This window comes from Streptomyces sp. JLBG701 (genome assembly GCF_058544905.1).
In genome coordinates this window covers 10,663,325-10,678,771 of record NZ_CM178588.1, presented here as the reverse complement: position 1 = coordinate 10,678,771, position 15,447 = coordinate 10,663,325, and the positions used below count along the sequence as shown (strand labels likewise).

Sequence of the window (15,447 nt, the reverse complement as noted above, 5' to 3'; positions counted from 1 at the left end):
TCACGGCCGATTCGACTCATACGAACCAGCTTTCTCTTTCTCCGTAGGCATCGCCTGCACAGATCCACCTTCCGGGGAGGGCGGCGTCAACCGCCCTCTCCGAGGGATGTCGGTGGCCAGTTGGAGTGGCTCTTCCAAGATTTTCGTGAAGGCAGTCTGTGCCACACCCGCTGTCGGTGCATCCCTCGCTCCACCGCTGGTTGAGATAGGGGGCATAGCGGGCGATACCGTGGCGGCCACGGCGCGGGTGCTGGGCGATCATGTCGTCGGCGGTGGCGGCCTGTGCGTAGCGGCGTACCGTCTTGCGGTCCAGGCCGAGTTGGGCGGCGATGCGGTCGATGCCGACGCCCTTGTCGTACAGGGCGTGGACCTCAGCGTGCCGACGCCGGGTCTGTGCTGCCTGCACACCCTCGGGCCTGGCGGCCTCGACCGGGGCGGGCCGGGGCTCGGCAGGCGGGTCCAGGCAGTTGCGGTGCGCGGCGACGGCCTTCTCGACGGTGTCGCACAGGTTCTTCCAGACATGCCACCGATCTGCGATCTGGACAGCATCGGGAGCTGCGGCGGAGGCGGCCGAAGCGTAGGCGCCGGCACGGTCCCGGCAGATTGCCTCGATGCCCTCCCGTGTGGCAAGCCAGCGGGCGAAGGTGTCCGCTTCCCGGTCTTCCAGCAGGTCAACGGGTGCGCCGGTCTCGCAGTCCACCAGCACACTGCCGTACACGTACGAGCGTTTGAAGGCGAAATCGTCCACACCGAGCACGCGGGGCGTCGGCGCGGGCGGGTCCGGCGTCAGCATGACCAGGCGCAGGATGGTGGTCCTACTTACCGGCGCGGGCAACAGCGCCGCGAGCCTCGCGCCCGGAAGGCCGGACAGCACAATGCCGATCGCCGCGAGCAGACGGTGAAGTGGCGGCGCGCGCCTTTGGTAACGCTCCGTCAGCCCCTCAATCTGCTCGGCGAACGTCACCCGCTCACAACGGGAGTTGTCGCAGAACAGGCGCCGCACCGAGTGATCACGACCATGCTCCCGCCGACCGCGCCGTCGGCCAACGTCCGCCGGTATCCGCTGTGTCGCCGTCTTGATCGGGCCCCGCAGTCCGGGCACGGCAGCTCCACCTCGCCGCGGGTACGCGCCACGATGCGTAAGCCATGGGTGCGGCGGTAGGTCGTCGGCAGCCGGGCGGGATGTTTCTGCTTCGCCCGGCACGATGCGGCGGTCGGGCGGATGCCGAGGGGACCGAGCTCGTCGAAAGCGAAGGTGCGGTCCGGGCGCTCGTTGATGGCCTACTCGATCCGCTCCATTTCGGCGTCGGAGTCCGATTCCGAGTCCGTGGGACTCTTCCAGATAGCCGATGGGGAAGAACCGTCAAGCGGCTTCAGCGGGTTGATCGTCTGGTGGGATGGGGGCGGCGACGGTTCCGCGTGCACCAGAGGAGCGATCACCAGAGCCGTGCTGCCGTCGGCCGGGGCCAGCTGCGGACTGGTTGAGCCCGCCTCCCTGCAGGCGCCAGATACGGACACCAGCCGGCGAACGTTCCCGGTCAACGCGCCAGCTGGTCCGATGCTCCATGGTCGTGCGCGCACACCAACGCGCGGCGGGGCCCCGAAGAGGGGCCCCGGCCAACGACTGCAGACCATGCCCTGCGCCGGTCCCGCGGCGAACCGATCACACCGGCCGAAAGGCAGCGGCCCGACGAGAACTACCGCTTCTGGCGGCACGGCTCGCACCCTCACCCACGACGTCGAGCGCGAGCGGCTCCGGCCACCGGCGGCGATCTGCCCGTCTTCCGGCAGGCGTCGTCCGACCCCTGAGATGGACCGCACGCAACTGGCGCGACATCTGATCGAGAAGGTCCACGTGACGGTCATCGACGACAGCGAACGCCACCGCCCGGATCATCAGGGGCCGGTGAACACCGCACGAGAGGCGAACTCGTCTGCCCCGTCACCTCTTTGGTCAACTGCCCAGCCGGGCCTGGATGCGCTCGCGGCTGCGTTCATGCTCCTTCCGAGCTGACACAGGCGGCCAGGTACCTCGTCGGACACTCGGCTCAGGATGCCGAGTCGAAGACGACCCGGCCGGTGTCCATCTCGTGAACGCGAGGCCCGGAGCCGGACGGCGAGCAACGCTCAGTCCTGGTCGTACAGCCTTGGCAGTTCGGCATCGACATTGATCCACACCGCTTTGGCCTCGGTGTACTCGTGCATGGCCTCGAAACCCATCTCGCGGCCGTACCCGGACCGGCCAACGCCGCCGAAGGGCGAGCCGGGGTTCACCCGCTTGTAGGAGTTGACCCACACCATGCCGGAACGCAGCTCACGGGCGACCTTGTGGGCGCGGGAGAGATCACGGGTCCACAGCCCGCCGCCGAGGCCGTACTCGATCGCGTTGGCCAGGTGCAGTGCCTCCTCGTCGGTGCGGAATCGGTGCACTGCCACGACGGGTCCGAAGACCTCCTCCCGGGCCACGCGGTGCGCCGGATCGGCCGCGATCACCGTGGGCTCCAGGTAGCAGCCGTCGGCGAACTCCGGGCCTTCGGGCGCCTTGCCGCCGGTGAGGATCTCGTCACCGTCGGCGCGCGCCGCGTCCATGTACGTAAGGACGCGGTCGCGGTGCATGGCCGAGGTGAGCGGACCCATCTGCGTCGTCGGCTCCTTGGGGTCGCCGAGGCGCACGGAGCGGGCCAGCGTCGTGAACCGGTCCAGAAAATCGTCGGCGATCGACTCGTGCAGGATCAGCCTGCTGCCCGCGATGCACGCCTGACCCTGGTTGTGGAAGATGGCGAACGCCGAGCCCTGCACCGCGGCGTCGAGGTCCGCGTCGCTGTACACGATGTTGGCGCCCTTGCCGCCCAGCTCCAGGTGCACCCGCTTGAGCGTGTCAGCCGCCCCCCGGGCAACGCCCTGGCCGACGGCCGTGGACCCGGTGAAGGAGACCTTCCCGATCCCGGGATGTTCGACGATGCGCGCGCCGGAGGTCGCCCCGTACCCGGTGACGATGTTCACCACACCCGGGGGGAAACCGACCTCGGCCATCAGCTCGGCCACCCGCAGGGTGGACAGCGGAGTGAGTTCGGACGGCTTGAGCACCACCGTGTTGCCGGCGGCCAGCGCCGGGCCCATCTTCCAACTGGTGAACATGAGCGGGAAGTTCCACGGCACGATCTGCCCGACCACGCCGATGGGTTCGCGAACGACGTAGTCGAGGAAGCCGCGCTCGACCGGAATCACCGAGCCCTGCATCTTGTCCGCCATGCCGCCGAAATAGCGGAACGTGGCCGCCGTGCGCGGAACGTCCAGGACCCGGGTGTCGCGGATCGGGTGCCCGGTGTCACGGGTCTCCAGCAGCGCCAGCTCCTCGGCATGTTCCTCGATCGCGTCGGCGAGCTTGAGCAGCAGCCGGCCGCGCTGCTCGCCCGACCAGTGCCGCCAGGTCTCGAACGCCTTGGTGGCGGCGTCCACCGCCCGGTCCACGTCGGCGGCACGGGCCTCGGCCACCTGAGCCAGCAGGCTGCCGTCATGCGGGTCATACACATCGATGGTGGTGCCGTCGGCGCCGTCGACGAACTCGCCGCCGATGAAGAGCTTGGTCTGCACAGTGTTCTCTCTCCGCGGTGGATCGGGGCGCGCCACGCGTCGCCGTGGGCGCGTGGCGCGGCCCGGGAACGGGGGGTCAGAAGTCGATCGGGTACGTCGGCGTCTTGCCGCTGGCGATCAGGTCGGGCAGGTCGGGGCTGGCGTTCTCCCAGACCAGCAGCATCGACCTCTTGGGCGAGTAGCCCTGGTGGCGGATGTCGGCCGGCATCGCGGACACATCGCCGGCCTTCATCACCACGCGGGACCGCACCGCACCGGTGTCCCGGTCTTCGACCTCCCAGGTGATCTCGTCGGACAGCTGGACGAACCACTCGACCCGATCGTTGCCGTGGATGATCGGCAGGATGTACTCCTCGGTGGTCGGGCAGAACAGCGAGTCCTTGCACGCGCTGGCCACCGACGGGTTCCACGTGACGTCCGACCGGGAGAGGTAGGCGAAGAGGTTGAAGGAGGACACCTCGCCCTCGAAGCCCTCTTCCGCCTCCACCAGCGGCTCGTCCTGCACCACGTCGGCGAGCATCCGATTCACCGGGTAGCCGTTGTCGTCGCTGCGCAGCGGTGCGTCACCGGGCAGGCCGACCATGCGCTGCGCGGTGACCCTCTCCCGGCGGACCGCCTTGGTGTTGTCGCCGTTCTTGATCCCGAACGCGGAGCCGGTCTCGTGGGGGGAGGCGAACGGGTCGAACGTCTCGTTGGTCCAGTCGTCCAGGACGGACGTGAACGTCTCCCGGATCAGCGGGGTCTCGACGGTCTCGCTGTAGTCCAGCTCGGCCTTGCGGTAGGCGTCGTTGTAGCGGCCCGCGAAGATGTCGACCTTGCCGTAGTGGTTGACGGTGCCGAAGACTCCGTCGAAGTTGACGGTGCCGTAGAAGAAGTCCCACGCGATGTCACGCTGCATCGCGCGCAGGAAGGAGTCCACGCTCATCATGTGGCTGCCGGTGGGCCAGGTGATGTAGGCGAAGTACTCGTCCCGGCGGAAGTGGAACTGACCGAGGGTGTACTCGCGGTAGCCCACCTCGTTGGGCTGGGACGCGATGACGGCGGGTTCAGCGGTCGTGGTCATGGTTCGGTCTCTCCCTGCGTGTGGAAAGGCTGTTGGCTCAGAGCGACTGGGCGATCTCGGCCCAGCGGTACTGGGTGTCAGGACTTGCGATGGTCTGCTGAAGGATCACGCTCGCCCGCCCGGCCGAGAAGCGGTACGCCGCGCCGGCCGGCAGCAGCGTCATGTGGCCGCGGCGCGCCACGATGCGTCCCATACGGCGGCCGACCGGTTCCCCGGCCAGCGCCACCGAGCCCTCGGCGTCGGCCGGCAGGGGACTCTGGTCCAGCTTGACGAGGGTGATCTCCACTTCGCCGTCCATCACCAGGGCGAACTCGTCATGGGCCGCCGTGCGCCACTCGCTGATGCCCTCGGCGCGGATCGCCTCCAGGACGTACTGCATGTTCTTGCCGACAGCGACCTTCTCGTACGGCTTCGCATGGCTCGCCACCTCGAACACGTTCGAGAAGGCGTAGTGCCGCGGGTCGTCGTTGACGATCTCGACGCCGCCCTTCTCGTAATGGCCGAGCGAGCCGAACCGCGTGACGTATGACGACTTTTCCTTGCCTTTGAGGGCTGACAAAGCCATGCCTCACTCCACTTCTTTCAGCGATTCTTTCGTCAACGAATGACCATTAAAGAGAGCAGTAACTTTGCTACTGCACATAAAATTTCTCGCCGTTCTCAATGCGCCGAGAGCGCATCGCGGCGGCAGGCAAGTCGGAGACGTGCCGCACCGAATCCGCCGGATCGGCCGGCTCAGGGGCGCTCTCGAACGGCGTGCGACTGCGGCTCAGGCACACGACCTGTGGGGTGATTGCGGGGTCCCGCACCGAACGCGGTCCTCGCCCGTGGGGCGGAGAAGACGGGTTCCTGCATTTGGCTCTCCGTGATGCGCGGCTCTGGGTGCGTGTCGTGCACCACTCCGACGAGTATGCGCAGCGCCGTATGCGGGGTCCTGCACGTTCCTGCCGCCCCGTCTGCACGAAAAACGCGTGTGCTGGTGCCGGAACGCGGCGGCAACGGGACGCCGGTCCCGGGGGCTAGCGCCGGGCTAGCGCACGCGGGCGTGAAGCAGGGGCGTCGGCCCGACCGCGACCGCGCGCAGCTGGGCGAGCAGGTCTGCGGCGTCCTGCTCGTCGGCAAGTGTTGCCCGCAGGGTGTCGGCGCCCGCGCGGGCCAGCTCGAGCGCCTGCTCCTGGGCGTGCTCGAGAGTGCCGAAAAGACCGGTGGTCTTCGGGTGGCGCGTACCGGAGAGCGCAGGGTCGCGCTGCGCGCGCGCCTCAGCCTCGCTCATGGTGCGGCCGATGGACACCGTCAGGGCGACGGAGAGTACCGGGGAGCGCCTTTGGCCGCCGCGCCGCTCAGACGCGTCGGCCAGCGCCTTCAGCATCGCGCCCCGGTCCGCCGCCCGGTCGGCGACGACCACGTGGCCGGCGGCCTCCTCGTCGTACCAGGGCACGAAGACCCTCTGACGCCACTGTTCGGGCCCGCCGACAGCAACGACCAGCCGGTCCCGGAGCCCTGCCGGTGCATGGATCTCCAGCAGCAGGTCGTGGGGCAGCTCGCCGTCACACAGTGCCGTGACGCGCTGTACCAGGGACTCCGCCCTGCCGCCGACGACGAGTCCCACCCGGCCTGGTCGCGCGCTCTCCACCAGGGCGGCCACATCCGGCACCGCAGTGCCCTCTGGAGCGGGCAGCCACACGTACCGGAAGCCGAGGCGGGCCGCGAGCAGCGCGGCGTGCCGCAACCGCTCGCTGTCGTGCTCCGCCCGGAGTGTGAGCCCGAGGTCCAGGAGGGTGTTCGGCACTATCATAAATAACTCCCATCAATTACCATTTCTGGCATGTCTCATAACGATCGTAAATCGTACAGCCACCCGGTGCCACCGTCCACGGCTGCGGGAATTGTGGTCGCTTTCTGCGGGGGCCTGCGCGCTGCAGGTGTTTCCGTGTCAACGGGAGAGACGATCGATGCCCTTGCCGCGCTGGCGGCGGTGGATTCCTCACGGCGCGACCTCGTGCGGGCTGCGCTGCGGGCGGCACTGCTCAAGGGGGACGCTCAGGGCCATGTCTTCGACCGGCTCTTCGACCTGTTCTTCCCCGCGTCGCGCGCCGAGCGGCGGGAACCCGAGCCGGACCCAGCCGGTGGCAGCCGTCCATCCGGCGTGGGGGACCTGCGGGACCAACTGGCCGAGGCATTGCACCGGGGCGACGACGACTCGGTCGCCGTCGCGCTCGATGACGCGGTGGAGCGCTGGGCGGGCATCGACGACCAGGCAGCGGGCAGCGAGCGGCACCACTTGCAGCGCGTGCTGCGTCGCCTGGATCTCGGCCGTGTCCTCCACCAGCTCATGCGCGGTGCGCCGGACCGGACGGAGCTGGAGCGGCAACTCGACAATGCGCAGGCGCAGGCGCAGCTGGAAGAAGTGCTGCGCATTCTGGAGAAGCTCGTCCGTGAACGCCTGCATGACGCGGGAGGCCACGACGCGGTGCACCGGCCTCCCCCGGAGGAGTTGCAGGATGTGCCCGTCATGTACGCGTCTGCGGATGAGTTGGCCGCGCTGCGCGCCGTCGTACGGCCGCTCGCCCGGCGTATCGCCACGCGGCTGGGACGTCGGCGTAGCCGTGGGCGCGGGCATCTCGACATGCGGCGCACTATCCGTGACAGCATGAGTTATGGCGGTGTTCTGCTGACGCCGCGGATGCGGCGGCGCCATCCGTCCAAGCCCGATCTCGTGGTGCTGTGCGACGTGTCCGGATCTGTCGCGCGGTTCGCGCCCTTCACGCTGTCGCTCCTGCACGCGCTGCACGAGGAGTTCCGCCGGGTACGGTCGTGGGTCTTCATCGACGGAATCGTCGAGGTCACCGACTTCCTTCAGGCATCGCCCGGCGTTGTCGACGTTCATCACCTGCTGGGGCGCCGCGGCCTGATCGCCGCCGACGGCCGCAGCGACTACGGACGCGCGTTCGGCGAGTATCTGCGGCGCTGGCCGGAGACCATCACGGGGAAGACCACCGTGCTGGTGATCGGGGATGCCCGTACCCACGACCGCGTGCCCGCGCTCGCGGAGGCCAAGGAGTTGCACCGGCTCAGTCGGCGACTGTACTGGTTCAATCCCGAACCGCGCCTCGAATGGGACACCGACGACTCCAGGCTGTCCATCTACGCCGCGCACGCCACCCGGGTCTTCGAAGTGTCGACGCTGCGCCAACTCGGCGACGCCGTCACCCACATCGCCGTCTGACACGTGATGCCGGATCCTGCCGTCACCGCTGCGGCGCCCTCGCACCCGTCCGGTTGTCCAGGCCCTGCTACGCCCCGACCGCCAGGTTCGCCGGCCCGCGAACGCCGGTCCCCACCACCCCTTCCTGGATTTCCCGGCACCTACGGCCGTCGATCAGGAAGCGCTGTGATCACGCCAACGCACACCGCACGAACAGGACATCATTCATGACAGGGTTCTTGACCATAGGCGACGTACACAAGGAGCTCGCGGCGACGGGCTATCTCGCCGACGACTCCATTGCGACCACCGCTTTCCTCGCCGACCGGCTGGGAAAGCCGCTGCTGGTCGAGGGACCGGCCGGCGTCGGGAAGACCGAGTTGGCCAAGGCAGTGGCGCAGGCCACCGGCGCCGAACTGGTGCGGTTGCAGTGCTACGAAGGCCTGGACGAGGCGCGGGCACTGTACGAGTGGAACTACAAGAAGCAGTTGCTGCGCATCCAGGCAGCACGCGACGGCTCCGCCTGGGAACAGGTCCACGACGACGTGTTCGGCGAGGAGTTCCTGCTCGACCGTCCCTTGTTGACGGCCATCCGCCGCCCTGAGCCCACCGTGCTGCTCATCGACGAGGTGGACAAGGCGGACCTCGAGATGGAGGGCCTGCTTCTTGAGTTGCTGTCGGATTTCCAGGTGACCATCCCGGAATTGGGGACGATCGCCGCCGTACGGCGTCCGTTCGTCGTGCTCACCTCCAACGCCAGCCGTGAGCTTTCCGAGGCGCTCAAGCGCCGATGCCTGTACCTGCACATGGACTATCCGACGCCGCAGCGGGAGCGCGAGATCGTGCTCGCCCGCGTGCCGCAGGCCGCCGAGCAACTGGTGGAGCAGATCGTCCGGACCGTGGCCGCGCTGCGCGCTCTCGACCTGCGCAAGGCGCCATCGATCGCAGAAACCATCGACTGGGCGCGGACCCTGATCGCCCTTGACCGTGAAGAGCTGGACAGTGAAACGGCCCGGGGGACGCTGGGCGTCGTACTCAAGAACGTCGCCGACCAGGAGCGGGCCGTCGAGGCGTTGTCCTTGGGCTGATGGTTGCCGAAGCTCGGCCTGTTGGGCAGCCGCGTGCTGCCCAACAGGCCCGCGGCTGCTGTGGCGACATGCGCAAAGCCCGGTGGCGGCAAGGATTTCCTTGCCGCCACCGGGCTTTGCGCGAAGAGGTCTACGAGGCGGAGGCGAGGCGGAACGTGTAGTCCAACCGCTGCCAGGGGCCGTCGAGGAGGCGGCCGTCGGGGGTGGGGCCCTTGTGTTCGTGGAAGTCGGCGATCAGGGTGTCCTTGACGCCGAAGACCGTGTCGCCGTCGATGTAGTCACCGCCCGCGACGAAGAGCTGGGTGATGAGGGCCTTGTGGCCGGGAGCGCTGATCATGAAGTGGATGTGCGGGGCGCGGTAGGGGTGGCGGCCGCTGTTCCTGAGCATCTGGCCCACCGGGCCGTCGTCGGGGATGGGGTATGCCACGGGCACGATCGACCAGAAGGTGAGCCGGCCGTCGTTGTCGGTGTGGAAGCGGGCGCGCAGCACGGGGCCGTCCAGGTCGGGCAGCTGCACGTCGTAGAAGCCGTCTTCGTTGGTCTGCCAGACGTCGACGACCACATCGGCCAGTGGTGTGCCCTCGGTGTCGGTGACCCGCACATCCGCGTACAGGGGCGTTCCTGGCAGGCCGTCGGCGATGTCGTCGCCGTGCTCACGCGGCGGCGGGCCCTCGACGTAGAACGGGCCGAGAACCGCGGAGGCTGTGGCCTGCGCAGTACGGGAGTTGGTGAGGGCGTCCACCGCGCTGGAGATGCCGAGCGTGTCGGAGAGCAGGATGAACTCCTGCCGGGTGGGGCTGCACATCTGTCCGGTGCTGGTCAGGAAGTCGATGGCATGGTGCCATTCGTCCTGGGTCAGGTCGTTGTCCGCGGCAAAGCTGTGCAGGCGACGTACCAGGTCGGTGAGCAGCTGCCGGGACCGGGGCTCGGGAGAGCGGCCGAAGCTCGCCGTGACCTGGCCGAGCAGCGTGTGCAGCTGCGCGGCGAGCGGGTCGGCAGGCAGCGGGCGGTCGCCGGACCAGGCGTTGTCCAGCAGGGCGGTGATGCCCTCGCGGGTCACGGGCCGGGGGTTGGGATAGGGCTTGGCGGTGGCCAGTTCCACAGCGCGGGGAAGGTCGTCGGCGGCCAGGCCCAGCTCGCGCAGGGACAGCGGGCCGCCGAGCTGGGCGATCAGGTCGTACACGGCGGTGGGCGCGTCCGGGAGGACTCCGGCGGCCGGCCCGGCCAGCGCACCGGCGATCCGCCGCATCGCCTCCGCGGCGCCGGGTGCGTTGTACGCCATGGCATGGGGCAGTACGGCCGTGTGCGTGGGCGCGTGCGGCAGGTTGAAGGAGCCGCCGAGGGTGTGGCACAGCTTGTGGTGCAGTCCCATGCCGACCGTGCCGAGGCAGGTACCCGCCAGCCAAGCGGCCTGCAGCGCGTCGGCGCGGGCGTCGCGGTCGGCGGGATCGGCGACGATCCGCGGCAGGGCGCTGCCCAGCAGCGAGATCGCCCGGAGTGCCAGCTCGTCGGTGACGGGGTTGGCCTGTGGCGCGTACAGCGCCTCGACGGCATGTGCCATGGCGTTGATGCCACTGGTCACCGACAGGGGTACCGGCAGTCCGAGCGTGAGCTCAACGTCGTAAATAACCGTCTTGGGCAGAATCTCCGGGGAGGAGCGGGTGGTCTTGACGCCGTTTTCGGTCTCGCCCAGGACAGGAGTGACCTCGGAGCCGGCGTAGGTGGTGGGGACGATGATCTGGGGCAGCCCGGTGCGCACGGCCAAGGCCTTGGACAAGCCGGTGGTCGAGCCTCCGCCGACCGCGACCAGACAGTCCGCGTCCAGGTCGTCGGCGATCTGGCGGGCGTGTTCGGTGACGTCGACCGGGGTGTGCATCGTGGCACCGGTGAACGTACCGGCTGCCAGGGGTCCCAGCGTCTCGCGCGCCCGCTCGGCCAGGTCGGCCTGGCCAGGAGTGGCCAGGACCAGTGCCCGGGCCCGGCCCAGATGCTGGACCTCCTGGCGAAGACGGTCCAGGGTTCCCTCGCCGAACACAATTCGTGCGGTGGTACTGGAGTAGAGGAATTCCCGCATGCGGCTCTCCGTACTGCGTGGCATGGCGATGCCCGGCTTGTTCGGGATCGCTGCTGAGGAAGTATGGAGGCGATCGCCGCCGGATTTCCTGCACAATCCTGCCGCCGCCGCTGCACGAAATGCGCGACGGTGTTATCCGCGCCGGCGCAGCTCGGCCGGGGTGCTGCCCAGCTGGGCACGCAGCACACGCGTGAGGTGCTCCTGGTGGGAGAAACCGCAACAGGCGGCGACGTCGGCAATGGGCAGCCCGCTCGTGCGCAGCAGCCGCGCGGCCTGCTCCACCCGCAGCCGCATCAGGTAACGGTGAGGGGGCTGCCCGGTACGGGCCTTGAAGGCATGGGCGAACCGGCTGACGCTCAGCCCCGCCGCAGCCGCCAGCTCCTCCAGCGGAAGCGGATCCGACAGCCGCGCGTCCATCAGCTCCCGCGCCACGGTGAATTGCCGGTCGGTGAGGCCGACAGGCTGGGCAGGGGCGGCGGGAGCGCGACGGCGGTCACTGTGGCACCAGGCCAGCTGGATGGCGATAGTGAGGCCGAGCTGGTCGGCGTAAGTGCGGCTGGTCGGCTCCCGGTCGCGCACCACACCGTCCAGGGCCAGGACCAACTGCTCCAGCAGAGGATCGGTGACGCCGAACTCCTCGGTCAGCCGCACCGTCCCGTCCGACTCGCCGGCGGCCTGCTGCAGTGTCTCTTCCGAGAGGTAGACGTGGACGGTCCGCAGCTGGTCACCCAGCTCCACATCCAGCGCGGTCCCCGCCGGGTGCAGGAACAGCCCGCCCGGCGGTACCCGACGGGTGTCGGTCAGTCCCCGCCGTCCGCGGCGTACCGTGACCGGGCCGTCCAGGTGCAGGATCAGCAGGTGGCTCGGCGCCCCGTCGAATGCGTTCCGGTACGGCTGCTCGGCCTGAGTGGACAGGTAAAGCCCATTCCAACCAAGGCCGGCACTCGTACGCGACGGACGTACCCACGGTTGTCTGAGGATGCCAAGGGTGTCCTGGACGCTCAGCTCTTGCATCGGATCCGGCTCCCTGCCCGACAACACTGGCGGACTCTCCCACTGCGGGTAGGTTAGTCAGCCCAGAATACGGGACAAACCATCTGCGGTGAAGCCCGTGGGGCGCAGGAGGCTCCCCTGCCGATCACCCGCCGGTCGTGTAATACAGGCCGACGGCTCGAGGCCCGGTGGCGACACGCCCCCTCCCGCCGTGCAGCAGGAGCGCTGGCCACGTCAGGACTGCAGCACGCCGGACAACCCCGCCGACAGCGTCGCCATGTGCGCGTCTTGAGCGAGGAGAAGCTGCGAACGCGCGGGGGTCGTGCTTGGCAGGAAGCCGCCGACGGGGTTTGGAGGCACTATGGCGATAGACGAAGCACGACATCGTCAAGGGCGAGATGAGCGGTGATCATGCGATATCGGACCACGCCTGGCGACCGGCCGGGCGACATCCCGGGCGCCGCATTCGCAGCCACGGCCACCACCGATGAGTGGGGCATCGTGACGGGGTGGAGCGAGGGCGCCCGGCAGATGCTTGGCTACAGCTCTGAGGACATCGTGGGCATGCCGGCGGCCGACATACTCGCCGAGAACGTGAAGGAGCTGGCCCGGCAGCCCCTGGACGGACAGATGGAGAGGTGGAGCGGAAGGGCAACGCTCCGGCACCGGGACGGCCATCGCGTGGAGGCACTGCTGCTCGCGAACCGCCGGGTGGCACAGGACGGAACCGCCGAATGGTTCCTGGTGTCGGCCGTGCCGGGTCCGCCCGCTCCCCGCCACAGCCACAGGCTGGTGGAGTGGGCATTCGCCCAGTCGCCGTACGCCCTCGCCATCTACGACACGGATCTGCGGCTGGAGCGGGCGAACACCGACATGGAACGCATACTCGCCCTTCCCGAAGACCAGATGCGCGGGCTGCGCATATCCGAGATGGCAACGGGCCCCGAGGCCGACAGGACCGAGGAAGCCATGCGGCTGGCACTGACCAGTGGCGAACCGCAGCTGCTGGAGAGCTACTTCCGCGCACCCGGCGAAAGCCGTAAACACGCCTGGTCGGTCTCGGTCGCACCGCTGAACGACCACACCGGCCGGCTGCGCGGTGTGTGCCACGTGGCGCGGGACATCACCGCGCAGTACGAGGCCCGGCAGCGACTGATGCTGCTCAACGAGTCCGGTACCCGCATCGGCACCACGCTGGACATCACACATACAGCACAGGAACTGGCAGACGTGGCCGTCCCCCGGCTCGCGGACTACGCATCCGTCGACCTGCTCACGTTCCTGCATCGTGGCGACGAGCCGCCCGCCGGACTGCCGACCGGCCTGCTCACCCTGCGCCGCACCGCCCAGCAGTCCGTCCTTGAGGACTGCCCCGAGGCCCTGGTCAAGGCCGGAGCCGTCATCACCTATCCGGCGTTCTCCGCGCCGGTCGAGTGCCTGGCCACAGGTCGCCCCGCAACGTACGGCATGACCGACTCCGCCATCACCCGCTGGGCGGCCCACGACCCTGCCGTGGCCGCCTGGATCAGCGAGTACGGGATGCACTCGGTGATGACAGTGCCGCTGCGTGCCCGCGGCGTCACTCTCGGCATAGCGTTCTTCGCCCGCCACCGGCGCTCGGCGCCCTTCGAAGAAGACGACCTGCTGCTGGCCGAGGAGCTCACCGCCAGAGCGGCCGTCTGCATCGACAACGCCCGCCGCTACACCCGTGAGCGCACCACCGCCGAAACCCTGCAGCGCAGCCTGCTTCCCCGGACACTCCCGCAGCAGGCGGCGGTTGAGACCGCTCACCGCTACCTGCCCGCCGGTGCCCGGGCCGGCGTAGGCGGTGACTGGTTCGACGTGATCCCGCTCTCCGGTGAGCGGATCGCCTTGGTCGTCGGCGACGTGGTCGGCTATGGCCTGCAGGCCTCCGCCACCATGGGCCGGTTGCGCACCGCCGTACGCACCCTGGCCGACATCGACCTCCCGCCCGACGAGCTCCTCACCCACCTCGACGACGTCGTCGTTCGCCTGTCCGCCGAAACGTGCACCACCGAGGACGCCGAGATCGCCGGAGAGGTCGGCGCCAGCTGCCTGTACGCCGTCTACGACCCGGTCTCCCGCCGCTGCACCCTGGCCCGGGCAGGCCATCCACCGCCGATTGTGGTCGCCTCGGACGGGACTGCCCACACCCTCGACCTGCCTGCCGGCCCGCCACTCGGCCTAGGGGGCCTGCCCTTCGAAGCGAGCGAGATCGAACTGCCCGAGGGCAGCCTCCTTGCCCTGTACACCGACGGCCTGATCAAGAGCCGCGGCCGCGACGTCGATGAGGCCCTCGACACCCTGCGCAGTTCCCTGGCCCGGCCTGCCTCCTCCCTGGACGCCCTCTGCGACGCCGTGCTCGAAGCCCTGCTCCCTGCACGCCCTGAAGACGACATCGCGCTGCTCCTCGCCCGTACCCGCGCACTCCATGCCGACCAGGTCGCCACCTGGGACGTCGCCTGCGATCCCGCCGTCGTCGGCCAAGCTCGCCGGGATGCCTCCGGCCAGCTGACCGCGTGGGGGCTGGACGAGGCCATCTTCATCACCGAACTGGTGGTCAGCGAACTGGTCACCAACGCCATCCGCTACGGCCAACCTCCCATCCAATTGCGGCTCATCCGCGGCGACAGCTTGATCTGCGAAGTCTCCGACGCCAGCAACACCGCACCGCACATGCGCCGGGCCCGCGTCTTCGACGAGGGCGGCCGCGGCCTGCTCCTGGTCGCCCAGCTCACCACACACTGGGGAACCCGCCACACCCGCACCGGCAAGACCATCTGGGCCGAGCAAGTCCTCCCAGCTCACTGACACAGCGGCGACGGGCGTCTCACTGTGCAATCGCCCGCCGCCGCCCAGCCACATGCCTGCGCCGTCACCTACTCGTCGACCGGCTTCTCCGCCGCGATCGCGCAGGAGATCACCGAAGCCGCCGAAAGGGCCGACGCCGAGATACGTCTGCTGACGGCGGCCGAAACCGGCCTGCGAGGCGGCCATCGCCTCCAATGAGACCTGGGCCGCGCACGCCGCCGCCAGCGCCGGTATCCCCGTGGCCACTCCGGCTGACGTCGAGTGGGCCAATGCGGTGATCTCCATGCACCACTTCCGGCGGCCTCATCGTCTCCCCCGGCTACACCGACCCCGTCAAGTTCGTCGACGGCAACCCCTACGGCACCTCCCACGTGGACACCCAGGGCAACCACCCCATCGGCGATCAGACCCGCGACGCCGTCGGCCACCAGGCCGAACGCGTGGTCCGGGTCGCGACCGCCCTCAAGGCAGGTCTCTGACGATCCTCATGCGGGTGTGCCTCGGCGGCCCTCGCCGGGGCACACCAGCTTTCCTTCCCAACTGGGTCTCATTCTGCGGGCCGCACACCAGGATGCATGTGCGCAGCGGCAGCGCCTGA

At 69.1% G+C, this 15,447-nt stretch carries 11 protein-coding genes and 1 pseudogene; 5 read left to right on the top strand and 7 right to left on the bottom strand.

Features of this window, described 5'->3' with window-relative positions:
• Positions 1-16: 16 nt before the first annotated feature.
• Positions 17-1,003, bottom strand: a complete 987-nt coding sequence (locus tag AC5DRG_RS48795) for an ISL3 family transposase (protein ID WP_491806760.1) — start codon at positions 1,001-1,003, stop codon at positions 17-19.
• A gap of 807 nt (positions 1,004-1,810) precedes the next feature.
• Here AC5DRG_RS48795 and AC5DRG_RS48790 point away from each other — a divergent pair.
• Complete coding sequence (locus AC5DRG_RS48790; protein ID WP_491806758.1) at positions 1,811-2,014, top strand: hypothetical protein; 204 nt, start codon at positions 1,811-1,813, stop codon at positions 2,012-2,014.
• Between the two features lie 113 nt (positions 2,015-2,127).
• Here AC5DRG_RS48790 and AC5DRG_RS48785 read toward each other — a convergent pair whose 3' ends face one another.
• The 4 genes from AC5DRG_RS48785 to AC5DRG_RS48770 form a co-directional block, all read right to left on the bottom strand.
• The gene (locus AC5DRG_RS48785) at positions 2,128-3,594 is read right to left on the bottom strand and encodes an aldehyde dehydrogenase family protein (protein WP_491806757.1); all 1,467 of its coding nucleotides are present in this window, start codon (positions 3,592-3,594) and stop codon (positions 2,128-2,130) included.
• Positions 3,595-3,670: 76 nt separating this feature from the next.
• Positions 3,671-4,657 (bottom strand): hypothetical protein, encoded by a 987-nt coding sequence (locus tag AC5DRG_RS48780; RefSeq protein ID WP_365414023.1) that lies wholly within the window; start codon positions 4,655-4,657, stop codon positions 3,671-3,673.
• Positions 4,658-4,694: 37 nt separating this feature from the next.
• Positions 4,695-5,222 (bottom strand): cupin domain-containing protein, encoded by a 528-nt coding sequence (locus AC5DRG_RS48775; protein ID WP_491806756.1) that lies wholly within the window; start codon positions 5,220-5,222, stop codon positions 4,695-4,697.
• 465 nt (positions 5,223-5,687) lie between these two features.
• On the bottom strand, positions 5,688-6,452 hold the full coding sequence (locus AC5DRG_RS48770; RefSeq protein WP_491806755.1) for a hypothetical protein: 765 nt from the start codon (positions 6,450-6,452) through the stop codon (positions 5,688-5,690).
• 30 nt (positions 6,453-6,482) lie between these two features.
• On the opposite strand from AC5DRG_RS48770, the gene AC5DRG_RS48765 reads away from it, so the two are divergent.
• Positions 6,483-7,883 carry a VWA domain-containing protein gene (locus AC5DRG_RS48765; RefSeq protein ID WP_491806754.1) on the top strand — a complete coding sequence of 467 codons (1,401 nt, stop codon included), beginning with the start codon at positions 6,483-6,485 and terminating at the stop codon, positions 7,881-7,883.
• Positions 7,884-8,089: 206 nt separating this feature from the next.
• Positions 8,090-8,950 (top strand): AAA family ATPase, encoded by an 861-nt coding sequence (locus AC5DRG_RS48760; RefSeq protein ID WP_491806752.1) that lies wholly within the window; start codon positions 8,090-8,092, stop codon positions 8,948-8,950.
• 130 nt (positions 8,951-9,080) lie between these two features.
• Here AC5DRG_RS48760 and AC5DRG_RS48755 read toward each other — a convergent pair whose 3' ends face one another.
• Positions 9,081-11,024: a maleylacetate reductase and hydroxyquinol 1,2-dioxygenase domain-containing protein gene (locus AC5DRG_RS48755; protein ID WP_491806751.1), complete on the bottom strand. Its 1,944-nt coding sequence runs from the start codon at positions 11,022-11,024 to the stop codon at positions 9,081-9,083.
• 132 nt (positions 11,025-11,156) lie between these two features.
• A complete protein-coding gene (locus AC5DRG_RS48750; protein WP_491806750.1) occupies positions 11,157-12,038 on the bottom strand; it encodes a helix-turn-helix domain-containing protein in 882 nt (293 codons plus the stop codon).
• Positions 12,039-12,428: 390 nt separating this feature from the next.
• Here AC5DRG_RS48750 and AC5DRG_RS48745 point away from each other — a divergent pair, with 390 nt between their 5' ends.
• Positions 12,429-14,849, top strand: a complete 2,421-nt coding sequence (locus tag AC5DRG_RS48745) for a SpoIIE family protein phosphatase (protein ID WP_491806749.1) — start codon at positions 12,429-12,431, stop codon at positions 14,847-14,849.
• Between the two features lie 96 nt (positions 14,850-14,945).
• Positions 14,946-15,328: pseudogene (locus AC5DRG_RS48740) on the top strand (hypothetical protein).
• Positions 15,329-15,447 lie beyond the last annotated feature (119 nt).

What these genes read in the sequence shown, in the direction of transcription:
- AC5DRG_RS48790 (WP_491806758.1), top strand. Translation starts at nt 1,811, where the DNA reads ATGGACCGCACGCAACTGGCGCGACATCTGATCGAGAAGGTCCACGTG.
- AC5DRG_RS48780 (WP_365414023.1), bottom strand. Translation starts at nt 4,657, where the DNA reads ATGACCACGACCGCTGAACCCGCCGTCATCGCGTCCCAGCCCAACGAG.
- AC5DRG_RS48775 (WP_491806756.1), bottom strand. Translation starts at nt 5,222, where the DNA reads ATGGCTTTGTCAGCCCTCAAAGGCAAGGAAAAGTCGTCATACGTCACG.
- AC5DRG_RS48770 (WP_491806755.1), bottom strand. Translation starts at nt 6,452, where the DNA reads ATGATAGTGCCGAACACCCTCCTGGACCTCGGGCTCACACTCCGGGCG.
- AC5DRG_RS48765 (WP_491806754.1), top strand. Translation starts at nt 6,483, where the DNA reads ATGTCTCATAACGATCGTAAATCGTACAGCCACCCGGTGCCACCGTCC.
- AC5DRG_RS48760 (WP_491806752.1), top strand. Translation starts at nt 8,090, where the DNA reads ATGACAGGGTTCTTGACCATAGGCGACGTACACAAGGAGCTCGCGGCG.
- AC5DRG_RS48755 (WP_491806751.1), bottom strand. Translation starts at nt 11,024, where the DNA reads ATGCGGGAATTCCTCTACTCCAGTACCACCGCACGAATTGTGTTCGGC.
- AC5DRG_RS48750 (WP_491806750.1), bottom strand. Translation starts at nt 12,038, where the DNA reads ATGCAAGAGCTGAGCGTCCAGGACACCCTTGGCATCCTCAGACAACCG.
- AC5DRG_RS48745 (WP_491806749.1), top strand. Translation starts at nt 12,429, where the DNA reads ATGCGATATCGGACCACGCCTGGCGACCGGCCGGGCGACATCCCGGGC.